We start from the raw sequence: 24,153 nt of genomic DNA, 5'->3' as shown, positions 1-24,153 counted from the left end.
CGGTGTCTTAACCCCTTGACCAACGGACCATAATCTGTGTCTCTACCCTCAGGTAGAACTGGGGTAGCTGGATTCGAACCAACGCATGAGGGAGTCAAAGTCCCTTGCCTTACCGCTTGGCTATACCCCAAAAGACTCTTATTATTCTACAGAAAAACTAGTAGGCTGTCAACACTTTTTTTAACTTTTTTTCAAAAAAAGCAACCGGAAATACCGATTGCTAGGAGTTAGGAGATTTCATCATCTAAGCGAACTTAGATAGATGATATGAGGTCGCTTCAACCTCATATGAAAAAAGAAAAGTTTTAGGATGGTTTAATTATATGTTTTGCTAGAAATAAAGTCAAAGAATTTGACTCGCAAAATCCGAGTTAGGGTTAAGAGTTATGATAACCCTCTCTAGCCCCTAGATAACAAGCTTAGTTAATAGCTTTATTCATCATCCTGCGAAACCAAATGATGTCTAAAGGCATAAACGACAGCCTGAGTACGGTCATCAACATTGAGTTTTCCAAGGATATTAGACACGTGAGTTTTAACGGTCTTCAATGAAATAAATAGCTCGTTAGCAATGGTTTGATTGTCATACCCTTTAGCCAAAAGGGCCAAGATATCACGTTCACGTGCCGTCAAGTCATCGTGTAGGTCCGGATGGCTATCATGGTATTTAATCTTATTATCCACCTCAGTTTCGATAGCTTCTTCACCACGGTAAACCTTACGGATACTATTGAGAATCTCTGCCGCACTGCTGGTTTTAAGCATATAGCCTTTGGCTCCAGCTTCAATGACTGGATAAATTTTTTCATTGTCCAAATAGCTAGTCAAAACCAAAATCTTGGCTTCAGGCCATTCTTTGAGCAATTCCAAAGTCGCTTGAACACCATCTAATTCAGGCATAACAAGGTCCATAACGACGACATCTGGTCGCAGTTCCAAGGCAAGATCAACACCCTCTCGACCATTCCCTGCCTCTCCAACGACTTCTACATCTCCTTGGAGATTCAAGAAACTCTTAAGTCCCAAACGGACCATCTCATGGTCATCGACCAAAATCACATTAATCTTATTCGACATTGTCTTCTCCTCTTAATATCGGCACACGGACATCAATAGACGTCCCCTTACCTTTAGCTGATAGGAACTGCACAGTTCCTGCCATTTCATCGACACGCTCTTGGATATTTTTCAAGCCATAACTCATCTCGTCAGTCGACGCATTTAAGTCATAACCAACACCATTATCCAACATTTTCAATTGAATTTCCTGACTATTTTGATAGAGATAAACCTCTATCTGGCTAGCCTTGGCATGCTTAAGGGTATTAGAGATAAACTCTTGGGCAATCCTAAAGAGATTATTTTCAATACGCTTGGGCACTTTCTTAACCATATCCTTGTAGACGACATGGATATTGGATTTATCGGTTAATTCCTTAAGAATCATCTGCAAGCCTTCTTGCAAGGTCTTGTTCTCAAGCTCTGTCGGACGAAGATGCAAAAGCAAGACACGCATATCATTTTGAGCGTCTGTAAGCATAGCCTCAACCGCCTGGATCTGATTATGCAAATCTTCTTTACTTAGTTGGTCCGCCATCTGAGAGACTCCAGATAGGATCATACTAGCCGCAAAAAGCTCCTGACTAACGGTATCGTGAAGGTCACGAGCAATACGTCCGCGCTCCTTCTTGATAATATCACGGCTTTGTAGAGCTTGGGCATTCTCAGTTTTCTGCAAGTCCTTAGTCAATTTACGCATCTTATGAGATAAGCGCATCATATTCTTGTCTAACTCAATATCTCCCTGACGTTTGACTGGTTGATTATTGATAATACGTCGCAAATCCTGATTGACTGAACGCATACTGTTATCATTGGCAATGGCCCAGAGAATATAAAGCAAAATGAGCAAACTCAGAACCACAAAAACCATGTTAAAAAGGAAGTGGAAGGCCTGAGACAGATTGCCGAAAACCAGTGAAAAGTTGAGGTTAAAGCTATCCATCACTACAAGGGTAACGCCAACCAAAACTACAACCGAATAAATCAGGATTAAAAATAGGTACTGTTTCTTCATTTGCGACGTACCTCCACTGGTCCAGCTCCCACATTGAGAATCAATTTAACCGTCCGATGAGCATGCTCATACTCCGCCCCCTGCAAGGTCAAGCTTTCATAACGGAGGTCGTATTCATCTTCATTAAAGAAGGTGACAGAGCTATAGATTGCCGATATGTTGAGTTTAACGGAAACATCAATTGGTACCAAGATAGTCGTCGGTCCATAGAGTTTCTGCAAAATCACGACATTATCTCGCCCCGAAACAATAACCTGAGTCAAATCAATCACATCTGTCCCAAAGAAACGGATGATATTGATATCATCAAAGTCATAACGATCACTGACAGGTTCCATACGAGTCCCAATCCACTGATTTCGGACAGCCCGAGGATTCAAATTATCTTCTTTGAATTGAATGAGGGCATAGCGATTCTTTTTCTTAACCTGTGAGAAATGGTTTATCATGACATAGGCCACACCCACTAGGATAGCAAGTACCACATAGATATTCCACATGGAAACCAGAAAAAGTGAGATCAAACTGATGGTCAAGACAAAGTCACTCTTGGACTCCTTGTTAAAAAAGCGAACGGCCAACAAGGTCAAGACCAGAATGAAAATAAAACTGGTAATATCATTATTAAAGATGGTGATCAGACCCAGAGTCAAAAGCAGGGCTTCCACCACTAAGAAAAAATTAAATTTGGTCATAAGGACCTCTCAAATAAAAGTATACAGGCTTCATTCTATCAAATTTTAAGGCAATTGACAAAAAGACCCAGTTTGAGCACAGACTAGACAAGATAGAAAAGGGGCAGCAGAATGAAAAAAAGTGCCTCCATTATAGGAAACACTGTCTTTCATTCAAAAATCTTAATCGTCAGTTTCGTCCATTTTGCTATTTATGAGTTGCACCGTACTTCTGATTTCCTCCAGTATGACACGCTGCTCTGCCAACTCCTTCTCAATCTCAGCCAATTTTCTTTCAGTCTGACGACCTGACCGCACAAAAATATTATTGAGAGAGCTTGTTAACAACCCCAGAGTGGCAATCCCACTAAACATAAGGACGACCGCAACGGCCTTACCTACCAATGTTCGAGGAACGATATCGCCATAACCTACCGTAGTAACCGTTGCTACAGACCACCAAATAGCATCAATAAAATTATGGTGCTCTACTCGGGCAATAACGGCACTACTGATAAGGATGATAATACTATTAACCGAAAGTAGAAAATAAAAGCCATTTCTGCGATTAATGCGATTGGAAATGTGCTTGAGCTTGCTACTCAAACCAATTAAGCGTGAGAGTTTGGCCAATCTGGCAAAGCGTCCCACCCTTGAAAAACGGAGGAAAGTAAAGACTTCATTGTAGGGAATAATAGCCAACAAGTCTAATACATGCGTTTTAACAAAAATTCGCTTACGAGGTGCCAGGGAGAAACGAATCGCATAATCAATGGCAAAGATGAGCGTTATAGACTGATCTATCACTCTGAAAGGTCGCCTTCCAATTGAAATTAAGCCAACTAAATCAAAGATAACCAAACCTATGGAAATCAGGGCCAGGACCGTCATGACGATATCGTAGGTAATGATATACCTTCTCAGTTTTCTACGGTTTCTCATAGCGTCTCTCCTATATGTGATGTCTTCATTATAAAAGAATCTCTGACCCCTGGCAAGCAGGCCTTTTAAGCTATTGACAAGAACTCTAGATAAGAAAAAAGAGAGATTGAAGAACCTCTCTTTATTATGTCTCAATTATTAAAAACTATTGTTGGTCTGTGTGAGTAGCCTCTGTCGGTGTTTCAGTACTAGAGCTTGTGCTTTCAGTACTTGAGCTCGTCGATGACGAATGTGTCGTACTGCTTGAGCTTGACTGTAGGCTTGAACTTGCTGTTGCAACCGAAACATAGAGAATCACTGTACCATCAACACTTGTACCAGCTTGTGGATCTTGATAAAGGACCTCTGTACTGCTAGGAACCTTATCCTTGTCTAACTTAGCACCAGTATTATAGTCATGATACTCGATGCTACTACTTGAGATACTCTTACGATTCAAGGTTTGAACCGCTGTTGAAACCGTCAAACCAGTCACATCAGGCATGGTAACTGTCTTAGGAGTTGCCACACGGAACTTAATCTTGGCCTTACTATCCTTAGGATTGAAAGACTTGTTTTTACCTGGACTTTGAGATAGGATTTCTCCCTCTTCAGCACTGTCGTCTTCGACATGCTGAATATCAATTTGGTCCTCAGAAACGCCATAATTCGAAGTTAAATCCTCAATGGCATCCTTATAATTTTTACCTTTGTAGTCTTTCAAAGCGAAACCTTTACTACCAGAAGAAACATAGATATCAATGCTTGATCCTTCTTTTCGTGTGGTTCCAGCTGTAGGATCAGTCTTTACGACCTTGCCTGTATCGACAGAGTCATCTTCCACTTCCTTAACTTCACCTACCTTAAATCCAGCACCCTCAATTTTAGTCTGAGCTGTGGACAACTCTTGACCGACCACGTTAGGCACCTGAGTACTATCAGGGTTGGTAAATACCAAATAGGCAAAAATGATAATCCCGATAAAGACCAACCCCAGGAATACCTTGAGTGATGTCGAGAAAAAGCTTTTCTTTTTTTTCTTCTTTTTATTCTTAGCTAGTGTTGAATTTTTCCTTGGTTGCTTACTTACAGCTTGTTTTGACTCTGATGACTTGGCAGTTGCCTTTTTCTCAGAGCTTACTGACGGAACTGGAGTAACCTTAGGCAAAGTCTTAGTATCCGTCATGTCATCAAAGACTACCTTCGCATCACGGCTATGGCTAGGATATAAGCTAGTTACTAAATCTCGGCTCATTTCCAAAGTACTGTTATAACGATTTTCAAGCTTTTTAGCTGTCGCTCGAATAACCACATTTTCCAATGCCTGAGGAACATTATGATTCTCAGCCAAGATTGATGGTAATGGTTTTTGGAAATGCTGAAGAGCGATGGTAACTGCACTATCACCATCATATGGAATACGCCCTGTCAACATTTCAAAGAGCATGATACCCATAGCATAGATATCACTTTGGATAGTTGCTTTAGATCCACGCGCCTGCTCTGGTGAGAGGTAGTGGACAGAACCCAACATAGAATTGGTTTGAGTCAAACTAGTCTCTGCAAAGGCAACCGCAATCCCGAAGTCTGTAACTTTGGCCCTACCGTCCTTAGTTAAAAGAACGTTTTGTGGCTTAAGGTCACGGTGGATAATACCCTTTTGATGGGCAAGAGTCATGGCAGAAAGAATCTCTCCCATAATACGCACAACATCTTGGTTAGAAAGTGGTGCATGGTCTTGAATATATTTCTTCAAGTCCGAACCATCCACGTACTCCATCACCAAGAACTGCTGGCCGTCTTCTTCGCCAATGTCTCGGATTGCAACGATATTGGGATGACTGAGTTCTGCCATGGCACGTGCTTCACGCTGGAAACGTGCCACAGCTACCTGATCGGTTTGATAATTAGTACGAAGCACCTTAATGGCCACTTTCTCATTATCCAAGATCAGGTCATTAGCCAGATAAACATCCGCCATACCACCACGTCCGATAGCTTTAAGGATTCGATAACGTCCAGCAAACAATTTGCCAACTTGGATCATTATCCTTCCTCACTTTCTACTTTAACGAGGGCAACGGTAATATTGTCAAGACCACCTGCCTCATTAGCAGCGGCTACTAGACGACTGGTTTTTTCTTCAAGGAAACCAGGACTGTTAACAATATGAACAATCTGTTCGGTTGAAATCATGTTAGTTAGGCCGTCTGAATTAGCCAGAATATAGTCTCCTGGTTCCAATTGTTGGACACCAAGATCAGCTTCAATTGGAGCGGCCTGCCCTACAGATTGTGTAATAATATTACGTTGTGGATGAACAGCTGCTTCCTCTTTTGTCAATTGACCAGCCTTAATCAGAGCATTGACCAAAGAGTGGTCATTCGTCAATTGCTTATACTCACCATTACGGATAAGGGCAATACGTGAATCCCCAACATGAGCAAAAATCACAGCGTTATCAACAAAGGCAAGAACCTCAATAGTTGTTCCCATTCCCTTATATTCTTCGTTTTGGCCAAGTTCATAGATTTTACGATTTTCTGCATCAATGGCAGCAATCATCCAATCACGAATTTGACTCAACTCACGAAAATCAGTGTTAATCCAGTCACGACCAAGGTCAGTCACTGACATCTCACTGGCAATATTTCCAGCACGGTGTCCACCCATTCCATCTGCAACAACGACAAGGGTAACACCAGCTTGGTTGACAAATTTATTAACAAAATCTTGGTTGTTTGACCGTTTTTGGCCAATGTCCGTTAATAATGATATTTCCATAGTTTTCTTTCTGACTTGCGTCAGCATTTCCTCCTCTGTAACCCTAAGCTTTTTTACGCAACTGTGCGATGAAAAAACCATCAGTTAGATACTGTTCGGGGGTAATTGCCAAACAGCCATTGACCACGATGTCTTTACATGGATGGTCTAAGGCAACTTGCTCAAAATCAGGATGGCTCTCAAGAAAGGCTTGAATCACCTCTTGATTTTCTTCTGCTATGATGGTGCAAGTACTATATGTTATTATACCACCTTTTCGTAGGGTTTGACAAACGCTGGATAGGATATCCAACTGCACAGCCTTAAGGGACTCAAAGTCTTGGAGGTCCTTGTTATATTTGATGTCGGGTTTCCGACGAATGAGTCCAATCCCTGAACAAGGAGCATCCACTAAAATCTTGTCAAAACTATCAGCCGGAAAGACTTGATGTACCTGACTAGCATCCAGTTTCTGTGTCTTAACCTTATCAGCTAGGCCAAGACGTTGGGCATTTTCTTCGATAAGGGCAAGCTTATGATCATAGAGGTCAAGCGCCGTCACATGTCCACTCGTCAAATAAGAGGCCATATGTACCGTCTTACCACCAGGTGCCGCACAGGCATCCAGGATTTCTTCCTCACCTAGAATCCCTAAAGTTGGTGCAACCAGTTGACTGGTCTCATCCTGAATGGTCAATAATCCCTCTTTAAAATAATCTGTCCCAGCAAAGTAACCTGAAGACTTAACAAGCCCGACTGGTGATAGGACTGAACGCTCAGCCCCAGTAGCCTCCTCTATCTCTTTCAAACGTGACGCATCCGTTACACGCACACTAGCCTTGTTTCTCACAAAGAGGCTTTGGAAAATAGCAAGGGCACGGTCTTCCCCGTACTGGTCGATAAGTTTTTTAACCAACCATACAGGTAGAGAATACTGAACAGAATAGCGTTTATTGACACGTTTAATCTGGCTTGGATCTGGCAAAGGGTGGCTAGATAGTTTACGAAGAACCGCATTTACCAGCTTCTCAGCACCCTTTTTATTGCCACGATTTTTAGCAATAGAAACGGCATCATTAACTACCGCATGGGCTGGAATCTTATCTAAATAGACCAACTGATAAAGGCTCAAAAGTAATAAGTCATAAACCCAAGGTTCAAGCTTATCACGGTCCTCAATAACATGGGCTAGAATCCACTCCAAAGTAATCTTACGAGCCACGGTCCCATAGACAATTTCCGTCACCAAGGCCTTGTCCTTATCTGTCAGCTGTGACTTGCTCAGATGTGCATTGAGAGCAATATTTGAGTAAGCCCCTTCCTGAAAGACTTCTTCTAAGACTTCAAGTGCCTGTCCACGAGCTGTTTTTTTCCAATCATTGGCCAAATGCATCACCTACTTCAAGATTGCGTCCGACCCCATTAAGGAAATCAGCAATAGCCATACGAGGTTTTCCTGCAGGTTGAACTGTCTTAAGCGAAATGGCTCCTTGACCAGTCGCAACTACCAAACTCTTCTTGGTTTTTTCAATAATATGACCAGCCTGTCCTTGACCTTCTGCCAAGTCCGCCTCATAAATTTTGAAACGTTTGCCATCAAGCAAGGTATGGGCCACAGGCCATGGGTACATACCACGGATTTGATTGAAGATGTCACGAGCCGGCTTATTCCAATCAAGACGCTCCTCTTCTGGGCTAATATTTGGCGAAAACGTTACTTGACTGGCATCTTGAGGAACAGGTTTGATTTTTCCAGCGATATAGGCAGGCAAGGTTTCAAGCAAGAGGTCACGACCCAAGACTGCCAATTTTTCAAACATAGTACCAACATTATCCTCGTCAAGAATTGGCAAGGCCTTTTGGCTAACCATGTCACCAGCATCCATTTCCTTGACCATTTCCATAATGGTCACACCTGCTTCTGCATCACCATTAATAATGGCATAGTGGATAGGTGCTCCACCACGGTATTTTGGCAGGAGTGAAGCGTGGACATTCACTGCAAAATCCATGCTATCAAGTAACTTGCTTGGCAAAAATTGTCCATAAGCCGCAGTAACAATTCCATCAGCACCAAGTGCCATAAGCTGTGCCATTTCCTCAGAACCTGACAACTTTTCAGGTTGATAAATTGACAAGTCATGCGCCAAGGCTACTTCCTTGACCGGTGTCATGCGGATTTCTTTTTTACGGCCGACAGCACGGTCTGGTTGCGTCACCACAGCGACAATATCATAACGCTCATCGGTCAAAAGTCCTTCCAGCACTGTCGCTGAAAAGGCAGGCGTTCCCATAAATACTAATTTTGTCATATTCTTCCTTTTCTAGATTAGGTAAAATTCTGAGGTTCGTGATCAATAATCAAACGCAGGTCCTTGTTCTCAGGCTCCTGAGTCATGTCAAGGACCCTATTAAGCGTTTCTTCCAAGTTATCCTCAAAACGGTATTTGATAATAATCTGATAATGATAAAGATTATGTGTTCGGGCAATCGGCTTAGGCGTAGGCCCTAGGAAGGTCACCTTGTCTGACAGGTGCTCTCTTAAATAAGCCATAACCTCATAGCTCTTGCGAACCACAAACTCTTCATCCTTGTGAGAAAGCGTAATTCCTACCGTATAGAAATAGGGCGGATAGGCCAACTGACGGCGAATCCCCATCTCATAGGCATAGAAACCTTCATAATCCTGTTGCTGCGCAAATCGAATGGCATAATGACTAGGATTATAGGTTTGAATAATAACTTCCCCTTCCTTGTCAGCACGACCAGCACGACCAGCCACCTGAGTCAACAGTTGGAAGGTACGTTCAGCTGAACGAAAATCTGGTAAATTTAGCGACGTATCTGCATTCAAGACCCCTACCAAGGTAACATTTGGAAAATCCAAGCCCTTGGCAATCATCTGGGTTCCGAGCAAAATGTCGGCCTTACCACTTCCAAAGGCCTCCAAGAGTTTCTCGTGAGCCCCTTTCTTACGTGTCGTATCAACATCCATACGAATCACTTTGGCTTCTGGCAAAAGTTCCGTCAATTGGTCATAAGCCTTCTGTGTCCCAGTCCCATAATAGCGAATCTGACGGCTCTGACAGTTAGGACAGACATGTGGTATTGCTTTTTGAAAATCACAATAGTGGCAATTCATGGTCTTAGTATCCATGTGCAAGGTCAATGAAATATCACAGTTGGGACAATCATCCACATAGCCACAGTCACGACACATGACAAAAGAGGAATAGCCACGACGGTTCAACATTAGCACGACTTGTTCCTTACGTGCCAAGCGTTCTCGGATTTTCTCTAAGAGAGGTGGCGTAAAATCACTAGCCTCTTGACGGCCCACAAAATCCTTAAAGTCCACCACTTCCACCTGAGGAATTTTGGCATTAGGATTAGCCCTCTGAGTCAACTCAAGAAAATGGTAAACCCCTTTCTGAGCTCTCGCCCGAGTCTCAATAGAAGGTGTTGCTGAACCAAGAACAAGCACGGCTCCATGACTCTTAGCCCTAAGCAAGGCCACATCTCTAGCATGGTAGCGAGGATTGGATTCTTGTTTATAAGTAGCCTCATGTTCCTCATCGATAATGATAGCTCCGATATTGTCCAAGGGAGCGAAGATCGCCGAACGTGCTCCTACCACAACCTTGGCCTGGCCAGATCTAACCTTACGCCACTCGTCAAATTTCTCACCGTCTGACAAGCCTGAATGCATGATGGCCACCAAGTCACCAAACCGTGAAATGAAACGATTGGTCATTTGGGGCGTCAGGGAAATCTCTGGTACCAAGACAATAGCCGTTTTCCCCATAGCCAAGGTCCTCTCGATAAGATGCAGATAGACCTCTGTCTTACCTGATCCCGTTACCCCTTCCAATAAGAAAGGTTTGCCACCTTGTCCGATTTGGCACGTCATTTCTTCAACAGCATGTGCCTGTTGAGCATTAAGCTCAAGAAAATCCGTCTTTTCTACCTTTTCAAAGTAGCTGTCGGCACGATTGACCTCAACTTCAGTGATGACCAAGGCACCAGCTTCAATGAAAAACTTAACCACATCTCGTGAAAAAAGCTTGTGGAGGTCTGCCACCTTCCCTGGCTCGCTCTTCTCGAGCAAGAAGTCTTGCATCTCCAAACGCCTCTTAGCCCGTTGCGAAATAGCCAAAGTCTCAAGAATGCCCTTTTGAACACTATAGTGCTTCTCAGTCTTAATGTTCTGCTTATCCTTAGCAAGGTAATCAACCGTTACACGCCCAGACTGGACCAGACGAGGAATGGCTTGACGCTGCTCCTCTGACAACTGCGAGAAAAGAACATGATCCTGCCCCTGAAGAAAAGTCTGTTTATCCTCTTCATCCAGTTTATCAGTCGCCATGATAACCTTATCGTACTGGGAATTAAGGAGACCAGGTAGCATTGACTTCAAGATGGAAATCTTATAGGAAAAGACCGTATGTCGCATCTGATCAGCCAAATCCAGTTGATCCTGATTAAGGACTGGCTCATAATCTAAAAGCTCAGCGATAGGTTTTAATTCAGGAAAGTCTCTCAAGTTCTCCTGCTCTTCTAAACCAATAACAAAGCCTTGCAATAGACGATTTCCTTTACCGAAAGGTACATGCACTCGCATACCAATGGCAATTTGACCTTGCATAGCTTCAGGGATAAGGTAACTATAAGGTCTGTCCGTCTGCATCAGAGGAACGTCTACAATAATTTGTGCTACTAAAACCATAAATTTCCTCCTGTCACTTCCTTAAGACCAGTATCTTTCAAGCTCAAGAAAAGCTGAGCTCTTGATTATCATCATAAAGAAGGAAGCTGAGACACTATGCCTCAGCTCCCCCTCTCCTCATAAACCAAAGCATGACTTTGATTTTAGATTTTATCGCCTTCTTCTTTTTCTTTAGCGATTTGTTCTTTGATTTTACGTTCTTCTTCCTCAGCAGCAAGACGTGCTTGGATAACTTTCAAACGTGCCAATTCACGTTTAGATTCTGGATCTGGGTGAATAGTCACATTACCAGTTTCAATTTCTTCAAGGGCTTGAAGGGTTGGTTTTACTGACGTAAACTCTTGAGTTGGTTCAGCACCAGCAGCCAATTCATGGGCACGTTTTGCTTGCAAAATAACCAATGAATATTTTGAAGGCACTTTATCCAAAAGTTTGTCAATAGAGGGTTTCAACATCATAATCTATACCTATTTCTAATTTATTTATCTGATAATTTCTTTTCTGAAATCATATTACGATAGCGGCCAATCACACGGTCAACACGGAAGTGTTCTGCTTCAATAACACGTTTGACACGTTCAGCAGCCAAAGGCACTTCGTCATTAACAATGGCATAATCGTATTCGCTCATGAGAGCAATTTCTTCACGCGCACGCTCGATTCGTTGAGCAATAACTTCCTCAGAATCTGTCCCACGACCAACCAAACGCTCTTGAAGCTCGTTTAAGTCTGGTGGTGTCAAAAAGATGAAGACAGCATCTGGGACCTTTTTCTTAACCTGAAGGGCCCCTTGAACCTCGATTTCAAGGAATACATCAATACCTTTATCCAAGGTTTCATTAACATAAGTCAAAGGTGTTCCGTAGTAGTTACCCACATATTCAGCATATTCCAACATTTGACCATTACGAATAAGCTCTTCAAATTCCTCACGCGAACGGAAGAAATAATCCTTCCCATCAACTTCACCAGGACGTTGAGCACGCGTGGTCATTGATACTGAGTATTCAAATTTGTGGTCAGGTGTTGAAAAAATCTCCTGACGAACAGTTCCTTTTCCGACACCAGAAGGCCCTGAAAAAACAATCAAAAGTCCACGTTCAGACATGTCTTCTCCTTAAACTAAGATTAAAAATCTTCTTATGACTCACCTTAAAAAAGAGAAAGCAATCATCTCTTTTTACGGCTTAGGGGTTGTTCAGTGATTAAGTTACAGCTCACTTTTCAGAGCATGCGTTTTTCCTTACTATTTTACCAATAAAAGTGACTTTTTTCAAGGTGAGGACACCATTAAAAAGAGTGAATTCCTTTTCCCAGTACTCACTCTTTTTAAATACTCTTTTAAACCAAACCAGTCAGGAGACCTTGCATGAATTCTTCTGAATGGAACTCACCAATATCATCAATTTTCTCACCAAAACCAATTAATTTAACTGGAATATCCAACTCTTGACGAATGGCCAGAACCACACCACCCTTGGCACTACCATCCAACTTAGTCAAGACAAGGCCTGTAAGAGGTGTGATTTTTGAAAATTCCTTGGCCTGACTAAGCGCATTTTGACCTGTTGAGGCATCCAAGGCCAAGAGGGTTTCATGAGGTGCTTCTGGAACCACACGTTTGATAATACGACCAATCTTTTCAAGCTCTGCCATAAGATTGTCTTTATTTTGCAAACGACCCGCAGTATCAATCATAAGGACATCAACTCCTTCAGCAAGGGCCTTTTCCATACCGTCAAAGACCACTGAAGCTGGGTCAGCCTTCTCAGCACCAGTCACTACTGGCACATCAACACGACGCCCCCACTCAACCAACTGAGCGACAGCTCCCGCACGGAAGGTATCAGCAGCTACCAACATAACTTTTTTGCCTTCTTGTTTGTATTTATGCGCCAACTTACCGATAGACGTTGTCTTACCAACCCCGTTGACACCAACGAAAAGCATGACTGTCAAACCATCTTGGAAATTAATCTGCTCCTTGTAGACATCATCCTTCTCGTAGATATCCACAAGTTTTTCGATAATCAAGCGTTGCAAATCTTCAGTCTTTTTGACATTTTCGAGGCGGGCTTCATAGCGCAAGTCTTCCGTTAATTGCGTGGCAACATTAACACCTACATCGGAAAGAATCAGCATTTCTTCCAATTCTTCGAAGAACTCCTCATCAACACGACGGAAATTCGCAAAGAATTCATTCAAGCGGGCAGCAAAACCTGTACGCGTCTTCTTAAGGGTACGATTGTATTTCTCTTGTTCTGTTTCAGTTTTTGAAGCCTGAACTTCTTCAGGTTTTTCCTCAACTTTACGGGTTTGAACAGCCTCAAAAGTAACCGTTTCACCTTTTTCTGCAGCAGCAGCTACCTGAGCCTTTTTAGCATAGTAATCAGCCATGACATCCGCGAAGTGGTTATCCACAGCGACTTGGCTTTCTTCTGACTCTGATACGCCCTCTGCTTCGCTTGAGGCCTGATCATCAACAGATAGGTCCTCATCAGACGCTACTTCACTTTCTTCTGTCACTGTAGATTCGCTTTCTTCAGCAGATTCTGTAGACGAAATCTCTTCTACTTGAGTCTCTGACTCACTGAGCTGTTCTGTTTGACTTTGGCTTGTCCCTTCACTTGATGACAAGTCTTGATTATCAAGAGACTCAGTTTCTGAAATTTCCTGATTTGCTACAGTCTCCTGTGACTGGTTTTCCTCTTGTCCAAATAATCGATCAAATAGACCCATTTGGTTCTCCTTATTTCTCTAGAATATATTTGTGGATGGCCTCAGCCACTCCAGATTCCTCATTAGTTTTTGTCGTTACTGCCTTGGCAACAGCCTTAACCTTAGGAACAGCATTTGCCATAGCCACACCTAGACCAGCCCACTCCAACATGGTCAAGTCATTTTCCTCATCTCCCATAGCCATAACCTGACTTTTATCAAGGGCAAGATAATCAGACAAAAGTTTCAAGCCTACAGCTTTATGAACCCCTTTGGGCATAACCTCAAGGATAATTTCACGAGACTTAAAAACTTCAAAATTCTGGTATAGCTGTTTAGGTAGTTTTTGAATTTGGCCATCCAAAAATGCTTCCTCACAGACCGTAACTACCTTATTATAGACGATATTTTCAGGAATGTCATCAATACTCTCCACATCAACGAAGGTCAAGGTAGGATTAGCCTGACGATAGAGAGAATGATTGCCTTTACTTGACACACCATAGACAATGCCATCACTGATAACATCCATAGGAAGCCCTAGAGGTTCAAAGACAGCATAAATCTGCTTTAAATCTTCTCGACTCATTTCTTTCTTTATGAGGATATCCCCATTATTACGCTGAACTAAGCCACCATTGAAGGTCACACTATAGTGCTTATCATCCAACAAGCCCAAATCTTCCAAGATATGAGTAATAGCTGGCAGAGGACGACCAGTCGTAATGACCACATGAACTCCCTTAGCTTCTGCCGCCTTCAAAGCAGCTCTATTTTCAGCTGTTACTTGCTTATCCTTAGTAAAGAGGGTCCCATCTAGGTCCAAGGCTAGTAATTTAATCTCAGACATCTGAGCCCACCAATCCTTCCATGTAGTCAAAGACTGCACCATCTTTATGGTGGCCAATCACCTCATCTGCCACTGCCTTAATCTCATCACGCGCATTTTCCGTAGCAACCGCACGACCCGCGAAGGTCAGCATCTCCATATCATTGAGATTATCACCAAAGGCTACAACATCTGAAGCCTGTCTCCCCAACTCTTGACAAAGATGGTAGAGACCAAAGCCCTTGTCCACACCTTTAAGGATGATATCCATGGAATCAAAGCCAGTTGTCACAGCAGTCATATCCTCAAAAATCGTGTTGAGGTAGTCACCACGTTCCATGATGGTATCTCCTTGAAACTTAGCAGTTACCTTGAAAATATCATCTGTGACCGCTTCAAGATCCGTTGCCATGACATTTTCATAGTAACGTTCCATGGCCTTAAGATAGGCTGGGTCTGCATCGTTTGGTGCATAGGCACCTCGACGGCCTGACAAGAGAATCCCCTCGCAAGTTGGCAGGGATAAAGTTGTATCTGCAATTTGCAAATAATCCTTAGGTTCTAGCTTGGACTCGAACAAGACCTCACCCTTGTACTGAACCAAGGCCCCATTTTCCGCAATAATCGCAATACGGTCCACAAACCCATCAAAAAGCTCCTCCAAGGCCAAGAGGGCTCGCCCAGAAGCTACGGTAAAAACATAATCTTTAGCTTCACAAGCATCCAAAAGGTTATCCAAACGTGCTTTGTCATAGGCACCAAGATGGTCTAGAAAGGTACCATCCATATCTGTTGCTAAAATTTTCAAAATAATCTCCCTTCAGGTCGAATATACTTGCCCCTATTGTACCAAAAATAGGAATATAAGTTTGGGAAAAGCCAAAGAAATTAGAGAAAATATGGTATTTTACTTGCAAATTCATCATTTTAGTTGTATCATTACGGTAGTACAAGAATAATACTATTATACTTTTAGAAAGGAGTCTCTTATGGCTTGGACATTTGATGAAAAATCGCCAATCTATCTTCAAATTGCCTATCGCGTCAAACTGAAGATAGCTTCCAAGGAATTGAGTATGGGACAACAACTCCTACCTGTAAGGGAATTTGCTCAGGAAGCCGGGGTCAATCCCAACACCGTACAAAGAGCCTTCCAAGAACTTGAAAAAGAGGGGCTTGTCTATTCTGCCCGTACCTCTGGTCGCTTTGTTACTGAAGATGAAAAACTTATTGATCAAAAACGACACGAGATTGCCCAAAGTCTCATGAAAAACTTTGTCACTGAGATGGCAGCCATTGGTTTTAGCTCAGCTGAAATCAAAGCCATCATTACTGACTACATCGAACAAACAGGAAAGGACTTATAGACCGATGACTGATATTGTAACTCTAACAAATCTCACCAAGACCTATAATGGTATTCCAGCCCTTAGAGATGTGACCATGTCCATCCCGTCTGGTAAAATCATTGGTCTCTTAGGACCAAACGGTAGTGGTAAAACAACTCTCATCAAGATTTTGAATGGCCTCCTCCAACCAACTTCTGGTTTAGTAACCATTAATGGATTTCAGCCATCACCTATCACCAAAGCTCAAGTGGCTTATTTGCCTGACACAACTTATTTAGATGAAAGTAAGACTATCCAATACTACTTGAACTTCTTCCAAGATTTCTATGCTGACTTTCGCTATCCTCTTGCCTTGCAACTCTTGCAGGATTTAAAGCTCCAGCCTGATTTGCGCCTTAAAGACCTTTCAAAAGGTAACAAAGAAAAAGTTCAGTTGATTTTGGTTATGAGTCGTGAGGCTAAACTCTATCTCCTTGATGAACCTATCGGTGGTGTCGATCCTGCATCACGTGACTACATCCTTAAAACCATCATCAACCAATACTCTGAAGATGCTTCTGTTATCATTTCAACCCATTTGATTGCAGACATTGAATCTGTCCTAGATGAAGTTGTCTTCTTAAAGTACGGTCAGATTGAACTTCAGGGTGATGCTGATAATATTCGTCAAGCCCATGGCAAATCTATCGACAAACTCTTTAGAGAGATGTTCCACAACTAGGAGGTATGAGCATGTTTTGGAAATTAGTTAAGTATGAATTACAATCGGTCCACAAGTGGTATCTTGGCATCTATGGTATTGCTATCCTACTCTCTATCCCCTTGGGCTTAATGCTTCAAAAAATAATTTTTGCCTTTGAACACAGTCACGAAGAACCCAATCCACTCTTTATTGCTTTCTTCGCACTGATATCTTTTGCCACTATTATTGTATGGGGAGCCATTTATATAGCAACAATAGTCCTCATTGTCAGACGCTTTGCAAAAACTGTCTTTGGGAGAGAAGGTTATCTAACCAATACACTCCCAGTTTCTGCTCACCAATTAATCTTGTCGAAACTCTTGGTAGCCTTTATTTTAGATATCATTTCATCACTCGTTATACTCCTTTCGATTGGAATTATAGCTGCTTTCTGCCTTGATATGAAAGATATCCTCCTAGCTACCAGCTACTTTGGCCAGATCCTAAAAGAGATAGGCGCTTTCTACCTCTTCATCCCTTCTACAATCTTGTCAATGATTGCTGGTATCCTTTTCTATTACCTCTGTATTAGTATCGGAAACCTCTTCAATACTAACAAAGTTCTTATGGGGTTTGTCGCCTTTTTCGCCATTCAGGCTATCCTATTCTTTATTGGTTTCTTCTTTGGACTCGGTGCAGCCTTGACTGGAGATGCAACATATACTGCAATTAATAACTCGTCATATATCATTAGTCTAGTTCAGTCTCTCATTCTCATCGCAGCAAGTTACTTTGGTACCTACTATATCATGACCAAACGCTTAAATTTAGACTAAAGAAAAACCGTGTTCCTTGTGGAGCACGGTTTTTTGCATTGAAAAGACTTATTTACTTTGTTCTTTACGATAAGTCTCGATCTCGGCCTTGTTACCCCAAACGAAGTGTCCTGGACGTACTTCAACCATTTCTGGTTTATCAACAGAATAGTCGTGTTGGTTTGGATCATAAACCTTCAAGACTTTCTTACGTTCCAAGATCGGATCTGGAATAGGAACAGCAGACAAGAGTGACTTGGTGTAAGGGTGGATAGGATTGTTGTAGAGTTCTTCTGTCTCAGCAACTTCCACGATTGTCCCCTTATAGATAACAGCGATACGGTCAGAAATGAAACGGACCACTGACAAGTCATGAGCGATAAAGAGGTAGGTCAATCCCAACTCTTTTTGGAATTTCTTAAGCAAGTTCAAAACTTGGGCACGAACTGACACATCAAGGGCTGAGATGGGTTCGTCAGCGATAACCAAATCAGGCTGCATGACCAAGGAACGTGCAATCCCAATACGTTGACGTTGTCCCCCAGAAAATTCGTGAGGGTAACGTGTCAAGTGCTCCTCAAGAAGTCCCACTTCTTTGATGATTTCCTTGATTTTAGCTTTACGATCTTCCTCACCCTTATAGAGATGGAAGTTATGCAAACCCTCAGACAAGATATAATCAACTGTTGCACGTTCATTCAAACTAGCCGCAGGGTCTTGGAAAATCATCTGGATACGACGGATAAGGTCGTTTTTCTCAGAGTGAGACAAGTGTCCATTGATTTTCTTACCGTCAAAAATAATCTCACCATTACTTGTATCATTTAGACCAATAATGGCACGCCCGATAGTGGTTTTACCACTACCAGACTCACCAACGAGGGAAAAGGTTTCACCCTTGTTGATGAAAAAATTAGCATTGTGGACAGCAACGAATTTCTTGCTTCCTTCACCGAAGGAAATCTCCACATCTTTTACTTCAACTAACTTCTCAGGCATTGCCTTCCTCCTCATCTCCTAAATGTGCAAATCCCATATTAGCACGGATTTTTTCATGTAGATTTTGGATAACCGCAGGTTTTTCAACTTTTGGTGCATCCTCATGTAAGAGCCAGGTCTTAGCCCAGTGAGTATCTGAAACTTGGAATTGTGGTGCTTTTTCCTCGAAGTCAATCTGCATAGCATAGTCTGAACGCAAGGCAAAGGCATCACCAACAACCGGTGTATAAAGTGACGGTGGTGTCCCTGGAATTGAGAAGAGTTCACCCTTATCATCAGCCAACTGTGGCAAGCTTGAAAGCAAGCTCCACGTGTATGGGTGACAAGGCTCATAAAAAATTTCCTCAACAGTTGCGTATTCAATGATTTCACCAGCATACATAACAGCAACCTTATCAGCGATACTTGCTACCACACCAAGGTCATGGGTAATGAAAATCACTGAGAAACCATACTCTTCTTTGAGTGATTTCAAGAGGTCAATAATTTGAGCTTGAATGGTCACGTCAAGAGCAGTTGTTGGCTCGTCACAGATAAGGACATCAGGACGACAAGCCAAAGCAATGGCAATAACGATACGTTGACGCATCCCACCAGAGTATTGGAAAGGATATTCGTTGAAACGTTTTTCAGCATCAGGAATACCAACCTTGTCCATGTAGTCAATGGCCATTTTTTTAGCTTCTTTGGCTGATTTTCCTTGGTGCTTGACAATGACTTCAACAATTTGGCTACCGATAGTCTTAATTGGGTCAAGACTGGTCATAGGATCTTGGAAGATAGTCGCAATCTTAGCCCCACGAATAGGTGCCCAATCTTGGTGACTCTTAAGTTTGGTCAAATCTTGGCCACGATAATCAATCGAACCGCTAGCTACACGACCATTTTCTTCAAGCATCCCTGTGAAAGTTTTAGTCAATACTGATTTACCTGAACCAGACTCACCAACCAAGGCTAAAACTTCACCTTCAACCAAATCAAGGGAAACTCCTCGAATAGCTGTCAAAACACGGTCACGAACGTCAAATTCCACGACGATATCGCGAGCCGATAATATTACATTTTTATTTTCTGTCATATTGGACTCCTATCTATGCGTACGTGGGTCGCTGGCATCCGCCAAGTTTTGACCGACAATAAAGAGGGCAAGGGAAACGAGAATCAAGGTAGTCAATGGAATCCAGAAGAGATAAGCATTGACTGTAACGTTCTGTGCATAGTCTGAAATCAAACGACCAAGACTAGGCGTCGTAACGGGAAGCCCCAAACCAAAGTATGAAAGGAAGGCTTCGTAAGAGATAAATCCTGGCAAAAGCTGACTAGCCATAGTTACGATAACTGACACAAGTTGTGGCATGATATTTTTAACCACAATCTTAGCAGTTGGCGTTCCCAGTGTACGAGAAGCCAAGTTGTACTCCAAATCACGGTAACGCATGATTTGAATACGAATGGTATAAGCAATACCAATCCAACCTGTGACAGTCATGGCAAAGATCATATTCCAGAAACCAGCACCCAATGAGTAAGTCAAGACGATAACTACAAGGAGGGCAGGAATATTTGAGATGATGTTGTAGATTTCCATCATAATCATATCGAAGGTCTTAGAAATCCCCCAAACAGCACCTACAAGCAAACCAATGACAACATTAAGGAAGGTAGCGATAACAGCAATAAGGATAGAATTACGAGCTCCAAACCAAACACTATCAAAGAGGGACTTACCATTACTGTCTGTACCGAACCAGTATTGAGCGTTTGGATGTACATAACGCAAACTGAAATCATTTACTTTTGAGACATCATTGAAGTCAAATTTAGAGAACATTGGATAGATGAAACTCATCAACACGATGGCAATCAAGATACCCAACATTACTACTGTTGATTTCTTTTTAAAGAATTGACGCATCACTGATTTCCAGTAAGAATAAGCTGGTGCATCAATTGTTTCAGAGGCAAAATCATCGCGCTTTACAAATTGGAACTTACTTTTATCAATTGAAGCCATTATTTACCTCCTTTAGATGTCAATTTGATACGTGGGTCAATTATAGTCATAAGGATATCACCCACAAGCAATGAGAAGATGGTGAGGGCTGTGAAAATAAATACAAGACCCACAACCATAGCGTTATTTGAAGCACGGACAGAGTCAATCAACATTTTACCCATACCAGGGAAGGCGAAGATTGTTTCTGTCAAAGTTGCCCCTGTGATAACACTAACGATAGATGCTGGGATTCCTGAAACCAAGGAAACCATAGCATTTTTGAAAATGTGTTTATTCGAAATTTCTTGTTCTGACAACCCTTTGGCACGTGCAAAACGAACGAAGTCTTGTGATTGCAAGTCGATCATGTAACGACGAATCCAAATAGCAAGACCTGGTGTTGACAAGAGACCGAGAATAACAGATGGCAAGACGTATGAACGCCAGTCACCTGCACCCAAGATAGGGAAGGAATCTGGAAGACCAATCTCAGAACCAATCAAACGGATGATATAAACCAAGGCGATGGTTGGTAGTGAAAGCAAGAAAGTCAAGACACCTGTTGATACACTATCAAAGAGTGTGTTTTTAAAGCGTGCCATGTATGATCCCAATGGAATTGCCAAAGCATAAGACAAGACCAAACCAATCAAACCTGCAATGGCAGAACTTGTCACCATTGATGGGTATTGGTAGCGACTCTTGGTAGCTGTGTATGGGTCATTTCCATAGTAAGAACGATCTCTAGCATCAGCCTGACTTGGTGATTTATAAGTACGAGAGTAGATATCTACTGAAGATATCTTCTTACCAGTAGGAAAGTTGACCTCAGAGCTTTGTGTTTGCCCTTGGCCTTGCGTAATAACATCAAGAACACCTTGCTCAGCATAAGTTGGGTAAGAGGTACCAAGGTTCATCTTCACAAAGTTTTGGTGAACAAATGGGAACTGACCGTTAAAGTAAAGCAAATATTTATGCTTAGTTCCTGAACCGACAACTGACCAACCGATAGCTGGATCATTTTCAATACGGATGTAACGCTTCAAGTTTGGATTTGTTTTATCTTTAACCCATCCAGTATTGTCAAATTCAAAGAGGTGCGTATAGAAGCCAAACACACGTTCAAGCACTGGAACATCACGTGTTGCATAGAATTGTTTACTTTGCTTGAATTGATGCAAACGCCAGCCATGTCCTAAACTATCCACATATTTTTGGTAAATAGCTTTATTTTCTTTTGTTGGCTTAGTGGTTACTGACTTATCGAGGGAGCTAGCTTTCTCCTGCAACTCCTTGGTGTCATAGTAATCAATGTAACCCATACGTTCATAGATTGTATTTTCATAGTTAGCCTTAGAATCGGCTGTTTTAGCAATCTTGTTGTAGTTAGGGTCCTGTCTGAAAATCAGACGCCTCGGCACCATGGTATAGATGATCGTGTAGGTCAAGGCCGTCACGACAAATATTGACAATAGAGAACGGAGGGTTCTCAATAAAATGTATTTTTTCATGTCTCTTCCTTTAATTCCAAAAGAACTTTCCCAATCTAATGAGAAAGTTCCATCGTCCTTTTATTTAACGTGTTTCTCAAGGTCTTTTTGAGCTTTTTCGTTGGACTTAGACTTTTCTTTAAGCCAGCTTTCACGGGCTTTATCATAGTTTTTCTTAGTGACAACATCTTTTTGAGGTTCGAGGTACTTGAAGTATCTGTCAGAACCTTTAGGTCCTACTTGAGAGTAGGCTCCTGAGAATGGTGTCAAACGAGCTACCATTGGAGCTGCACCCTTGTTAACCATAAGTGGCATGAAGAGTGAGCTATCTTCCAACCAAGCTTGTGCCTCTGCATAACGTTCATAACGTACGTTGAGGTCGCTTGTTTCTTTAGCTGCATTGTCAACCAAAGCATCAAAGTCTTTAAGACCTACTTGAGCTGCTGCTGCATTGTTAGGATCGTCAAATCCCATGTAAGTTTTTGTGTTCTCACTAGCTGTTGTCTTGAAGATATCAAGGAATGTTGATGGGTCTTCGTAGTCAGGCGCCCAAGCAACTGAAATATTGATATCCCAGTCTTCTGCTGCTGCGTTAGCTGCATACAAAGTACTGTTAAGAAGATCATCTTGAGACATTTGATGAACGTCTACAACAACATTTTCTTTACCAAGTGTCTTTTCAACAGATTGTTTCAAAGATTGTGCACGTGCTACAGTTGGTTTTGCAGCTTGGTCAACTGGAAGGTCCAAGTGAACTGGGAATTGAACACCTTGTGCTTGGAGAGCTTCCTTAGCCTTATTAAATTCAGTCTTAGCCTTATCAGCGTTGAAGAGACCATCTTGACTGTCTTTAAGGTTAACACCTGACCACTCGTCACCATATGAAGGCATCTTTTCAGTTACCAAATCACCGAATGACTTGTCACCAGCATAAACAAAATCAGGTTTCACAAGAAGGTTACGAACAGCAAGTGCTGCACCCTTTTCACCATTAAGTTGTGCTGAATAAGCTGTACGGTCAATAGCAAAGTTAACTGATTGACGGAAGTCCTTGTTAAGAAGAGCTTTCTTAGTTGAATCTTTTTCAGCATCAGTCTTCTTAGATGTATGGTTGTAAGACTGACGGTCAATATTAACACCAACCCCACCAATATCTGCAGATGGTTGTGTATAGAAGATATTATCTTTATATTGTTTTTCTACAGAATTAAAGTTTGAGCTTGTTGGATATAGACGTGCTTGGCTATAAGCGCCATCAGTGAAATTACGAACAAGCGATTCTTGGTCTGAAGCATCGTAGAAAGAAAGTTTAATGCCATCGAAGTGGACATTTTTCTTATCCCAGTAGTTTTCATTTTTAGCCAACTCAATAGATGATTTAGCTGTCAATGACTTAAGGATGTATGGACCATTATAAAGGATAGATGATGGATCTGTTGATTTACCAAAGCTATCCCCTTTTGACTTAAGGAACTCTTCATTTACAGGCCAGAAGAGAGAATAAGTCATCTTAGAATTCCAGTAAGGTTCTGGTTGTTTAAGCGTGTACTGAAGAGTGTAGTCATCAAGTGCTTTAACGCCAACTTTAGAGAAGTCTTTATCAGTACCATTGAAATAATCAGCAAGACCTACTACAGAATCTTTTGCCAAGTAAATTGACTCTGTCTTTTTATCAGCAGCATGCTTAAGACCTGTTACGAAGTCTTTAGCTGTTACTTCTGCATACTCTTCACCGTCTGAAGTATACCATTTAACTCCTTTACGAAGTTTGTAAGTATAAGTCAAACCATCAGCTGAAACAGTCCAGTCCTTGGCAATAGAAGGTACCAAGTTACCATATTTATCGTTTTCCAAAAGGCCATCGACACCATTTGTCACAGCGTCAGTCGTTGAACCTTTATTGGAAATAAGGTAATCCAATGTTTCAGGATCAGCAGTATAAACATAGTTATAAGTATTGCTTGAAGTGTTTGATTTTGATGAACAAGCCACTAAAACCCCAACACTTAGGAGGGAAACACCCGCAAGGGCCAACCATTTACTTTTTTTCATAAGCATTCTCCAAAAAATCTTTTTTATATGCCTACATTATACCATAAAAAATAAGATGAGTA

22 protein-coding genes and 1 tRNA gene are annotated in these 24,153 nt (G+C 41.9%); 3 read left to right on the top strand and 20 right to left on the bottom strand.

Going from position 1 to position 24,153, the window contains the following annotated elements:
• Positions 1–58: 58 nt before the first annotated feature.
• From HMPREF2877_RS09520 to HMPREF2877_RS09450, 15 genes are all read right to left on the bottom strand, one after another.
• Positions 59–130, bottom strand: a tRNA-Gln gene (locus tag HMPREF2877_RS09520).
• 302 nt (positions 131–432) lie between these two features.
• Positions 433–1,077 carry a response regulator transcription factor gene (locus HMPREF2877_RS09515; RefSeq protein ID WP_002884791.1) on the bottom strand — a complete coding sequence of 215 codons (645 nt, stop codon included), beginning with the start codon at positions 1,075–1,077 and terminating at the stop codon, positions 433–435.
• A complete protein-coding gene (locus HMPREF2877_RS09510) occupies positions 1,067–2,077 on the bottom strand; it encodes an envelope stress sensor histidine kinase LiaS (protein ID WP_013990239.1) in 1,011 nt (336 codons plus the stop codon). Before HMPREF2877_RS09510 ends, HMPREF2877_RS09515 begins: the two co-directional genes overlap by 11 nt.
• The gene (gene liaF / locus HMPREF2877_RS09505; protein ID WP_002886862.1) at positions 2,074–2,772 is read right to left on the bottom strand and encodes a cell wall-active antibiotics response protein LiaF; all 699 of its coding nucleotides are present in this window, start codon (positions 2,770–2,772) and stop codon (positions 2,074–2,076) included. The genes HMPREF2877_RS09510 and liaF overlap by 4 nt, the downstream gene beginning before the upstream one ends.
• A 162-nt stretch (positions 2,773–2,934) precedes the next feature.
• On the bottom strand, positions 2,935–3,693 hold the full coding sequence (locus tag HMPREF2877_RS09500) for a potassium channel family protein (protein WP_002886861.1): 759 nt from the start codon (positions 3,691–3,693) through the stop codon (positions 2,935–2,937).
• 145 nt (positions 3,694–3,838) lie between these two features.
• Positions 3,839–5,719 carry a Stk1 family PASTA domain-containing Ser/Thr kinase gene (gene pknB / locus HMPREF2877_RS09495; RefSeq protein WP_002886860.1) on the bottom strand — a complete coding sequence of 627 codons (1,881 nt, stop codon included), beginning with the start codon at positions 5,717–5,719 and terminating at the stop codon, positions 3,839–3,841.
• The gene (locus HMPREF2877_RS09490) at positions 5,719–6,456 is read right to left on the bottom strand and encodes a Stp1/IreP family PP2C-type Ser/Thr phosphatase (RefSeq protein WP_002886859.1); all 738 of its coding nucleotides are present in this window, start codon (positions 6,454–6,456) and stop codon (positions 5,719–5,721) included. The genes pknB and HMPREF2877_RS09490 overlap by 1 nt, the downstream gene beginning before the upstream one ends.
• 43 nt (positions 6,457–6,499) lie before the next feature.
• Positions 6,500–7,822, bottom strand: coding sequence for a 16S rRNA (cytosine(967)-C(5))-methyltransferase RsmB (gene rsmB, locus HMPREF2877_RS09485; RefSeq protein ID WP_002886858.1), 1,323 nt, complete (start codon positions 7,820–7,822; stop codon positions 6,500–6,502).
• Complete coding sequence (gene fmt / locus HMPREF2877_RS09480) at positions 7,812–8,747, bottom strand: methionyl-tRNA formyltransferase (protein ID WP_070579772.1); 936 nt, start codon at positions 8,745–8,747, stop codon at positions 7,812–7,814. The genes rsmB and fmt overlap by 11 nt, the downstream gene beginning before the upstream one ends.
• Positions 8,748–8,764: 17 nt before the next feature.
• Entirely contained in the window at positions 8,765–11,161 is a 2,397-nt protein-coding gene (locus HMPREF2877_RS09475) for a primosomal protein N' (RefSeq protein WP_045772232.1), read from the bottom strand.
• A gap of 143 nt (positions 11,162–11,304) precedes the next feature.
• Positions 11,305–11,619: a DNA-directed RNA polymerase subunit omega gene (gene rpoZ / locus HMPREF2877_RS09470; protein WP_013990232.1), complete on the bottom strand. Its 315-nt coding sequence runs from the start codon at positions 11,617–11,619 to the stop codon at positions 11,305–11,307.
• A gap of 20 nt (positions 11,620–11,639) precedes the next feature.
• Positions 11,640–12,269 carry a guanylate kinase gene (gmk, locus tag HMPREF2877_RS09465; protein WP_002884259.1) on the bottom strand — a complete coding sequence of 210 codons (630 nt, stop codon included), beginning with the start codon at positions 12,267–12,269 and terminating at the stop codon, positions 11,640–11,642.
• Positions 12,270–12,502: 233 nt separating this feature from the next.
• Positions 12,503–13,900, bottom strand: a complete 1,398-nt coding sequence (gene ftsY / locus HMPREF2877_RS09460; RefSeq protein WP_070579770.1) for a signal recognition particle-docking protein FtsY — start codon at positions 13,898–13,900, stop codon at positions 12,503–12,505.
• Between the two features lie 10 nt (positions 13,901–13,910).
• Positions 13,911–14,729, bottom strand: a complete 819-nt coding sequence (locus tag HMPREF2877_RS09455) for a Cof-type HAD-IIB family hydrolase (RefSeq protein ID WP_070579768.1) — start codon at positions 14,727–14,729, stop codon at positions 13,911–13,913.
• A complete protein-coding gene (locus HMPREF2877_RS09450; RefSeq protein WP_002884689.1) occupies positions 14,722–15,516 on the bottom strand; it encodes an HAD-IIB family hydrolase in 795 nt (264 codons plus the stop codon). The genes HMPREF2877_RS09455 and HMPREF2877_RS09450 overlap by 8 nt, the downstream gene beginning before the upstream one ends.
• A 181-nt stretch (positions 15,517–15,697) precedes the next feature.
• Between HMPREF2877_RS09450 and HMPREF2877_RS09445 the strand changes: the two genes are divergently transcribed.
• From HMPREF2877_RS09445 to HMPREF2877_RS09435, 3 genes are read left to right on the top strand one after another with little or no spacing between them, the layout of a single operon-like run.
• Complete coding sequence (locus HMPREF2877_RS09445; protein WP_049527665.1) at positions 15,698–16,075, top strand: GntR family transcriptional regulator; 378 nt, start codon at positions 15,698–15,700, stop codon at positions 16,073–16,075.
• 4 nt (positions 16,076–16,079) lie between these two features.
• Positions 16,080–16,778 carry an ABC transporter ATP-binding protein gene (locus HMPREF2877_RS09440; protein WP_049527669.1) on the top strand — a complete coding sequence of 233 codons (699 nt, stop codon included), beginning with the start codon at positions 16,080–16,082 and terminating at the stop codon, positions 16,776–16,778.
• A gap of 11 nt (positions 16,779–16,789) precedes the next feature.
• Positions 16,790–17,575: a hypothetical protein gene (locus HMPREF2877_RS09435; protein WP_049527672.1), complete on the top strand. Its 786-nt coding sequence runs from the start codon at positions 16,790–16,792 to the stop codon at positions 17,573–17,575.
• Between the two features lie 48 nt (positions 17,576–17,623).
• On the opposite strand, the gene HMPREF2877_RS09430 is transcribed toward HMPREF2877_RS09435, so the two are convergent.
• Genes HMPREF2877_RS09430 through HMPREF2877_RS09410 form a run of 5 tightly spaced genes read right to left on the bottom strand, consistent with a single transcriptional unit; the run spans position 17,624 to position 24,091 of the window.
• On the bottom strand, positions 17,624–18,553 hold the full coding sequence (locus HMPREF2877_RS09430; RefSeq protein ID WP_070579765.1) for an ATP-binding cassette domain-containing protein: 930 nt from the start codon (positions 18,551–18,553) through the stop codon (positions 17,624–17,626).
• Positions 18,546–19,631 (bottom strand): ABC transporter ATP-binding protein, encoded by a 1,086-nt coding sequence (locus tag HMPREF2877_RS09425; protein WP_002884363.1) that lies wholly within the window; start codon positions 19,629–19,631, stop codon positions 18,546–18,548. Before HMPREF2877_RS09425 ends, HMPREF2877_RS09430 begins: the two co-directional genes overlap by 8 nt.
• A 9-nt stretch (positions 19,632–19,640) precedes the next feature.
• Positions 19,641–20,567 (bottom strand): oligopeptide ABC transporter permease OppC, encoded by a 927-nt coding sequence (oppC, locus tag HMPREF2877_RS09420; RefSeq protein ID WP_002886846.1) that lies wholly within the window; start codon positions 20,565–20,567, stop codon positions 19,641–19,643.
• The gene (locus HMPREF2877_RS09415) at positions 20,567–22,060 is read right to left on the bottom strand and encodes an ABC transporter permease (RefSeq protein ID WP_014634823.1); all 1,494 of its coding nucleotides are present in this window, start codon (positions 22,058–22,060) and stop codon (positions 20,567–20,569) included. Before HMPREF2877_RS09415 ends, oppC begins: the two co-directional genes overlap by 1 nt.
• A 60-nt stretch (positions 22,061–22,120) precedes the next feature.
• Complete coding sequence (locus HMPREF2877_RS09410; protein WP_070579760.1) at positions 22,121–24,091, bottom strand: peptide ABC transporter substrate-binding protein; 1,971 nt, start codon at positions 24,089–24,091, stop codon at positions 22,121–22,123.
• Between the last annotated feature and the right edge of the window lie 62 nt (positions 24,092–24,153).

The sequence above is a fragment of the Streptococcus sp. HMSC072D03 genome, from assembly GCF_001812855.1.
Classification (GTDB): Bacteria; Bacillota; Bacilli; order Lactobacillales; family Streptococcaceae; genus Streptococcus; species Streptococcus salivarius_D.
The sequence above is the reverse complement of the archived record's forward strand: the minus strand, read 5'-3'. Positions and strand labels throughout refer to the sequence as shown.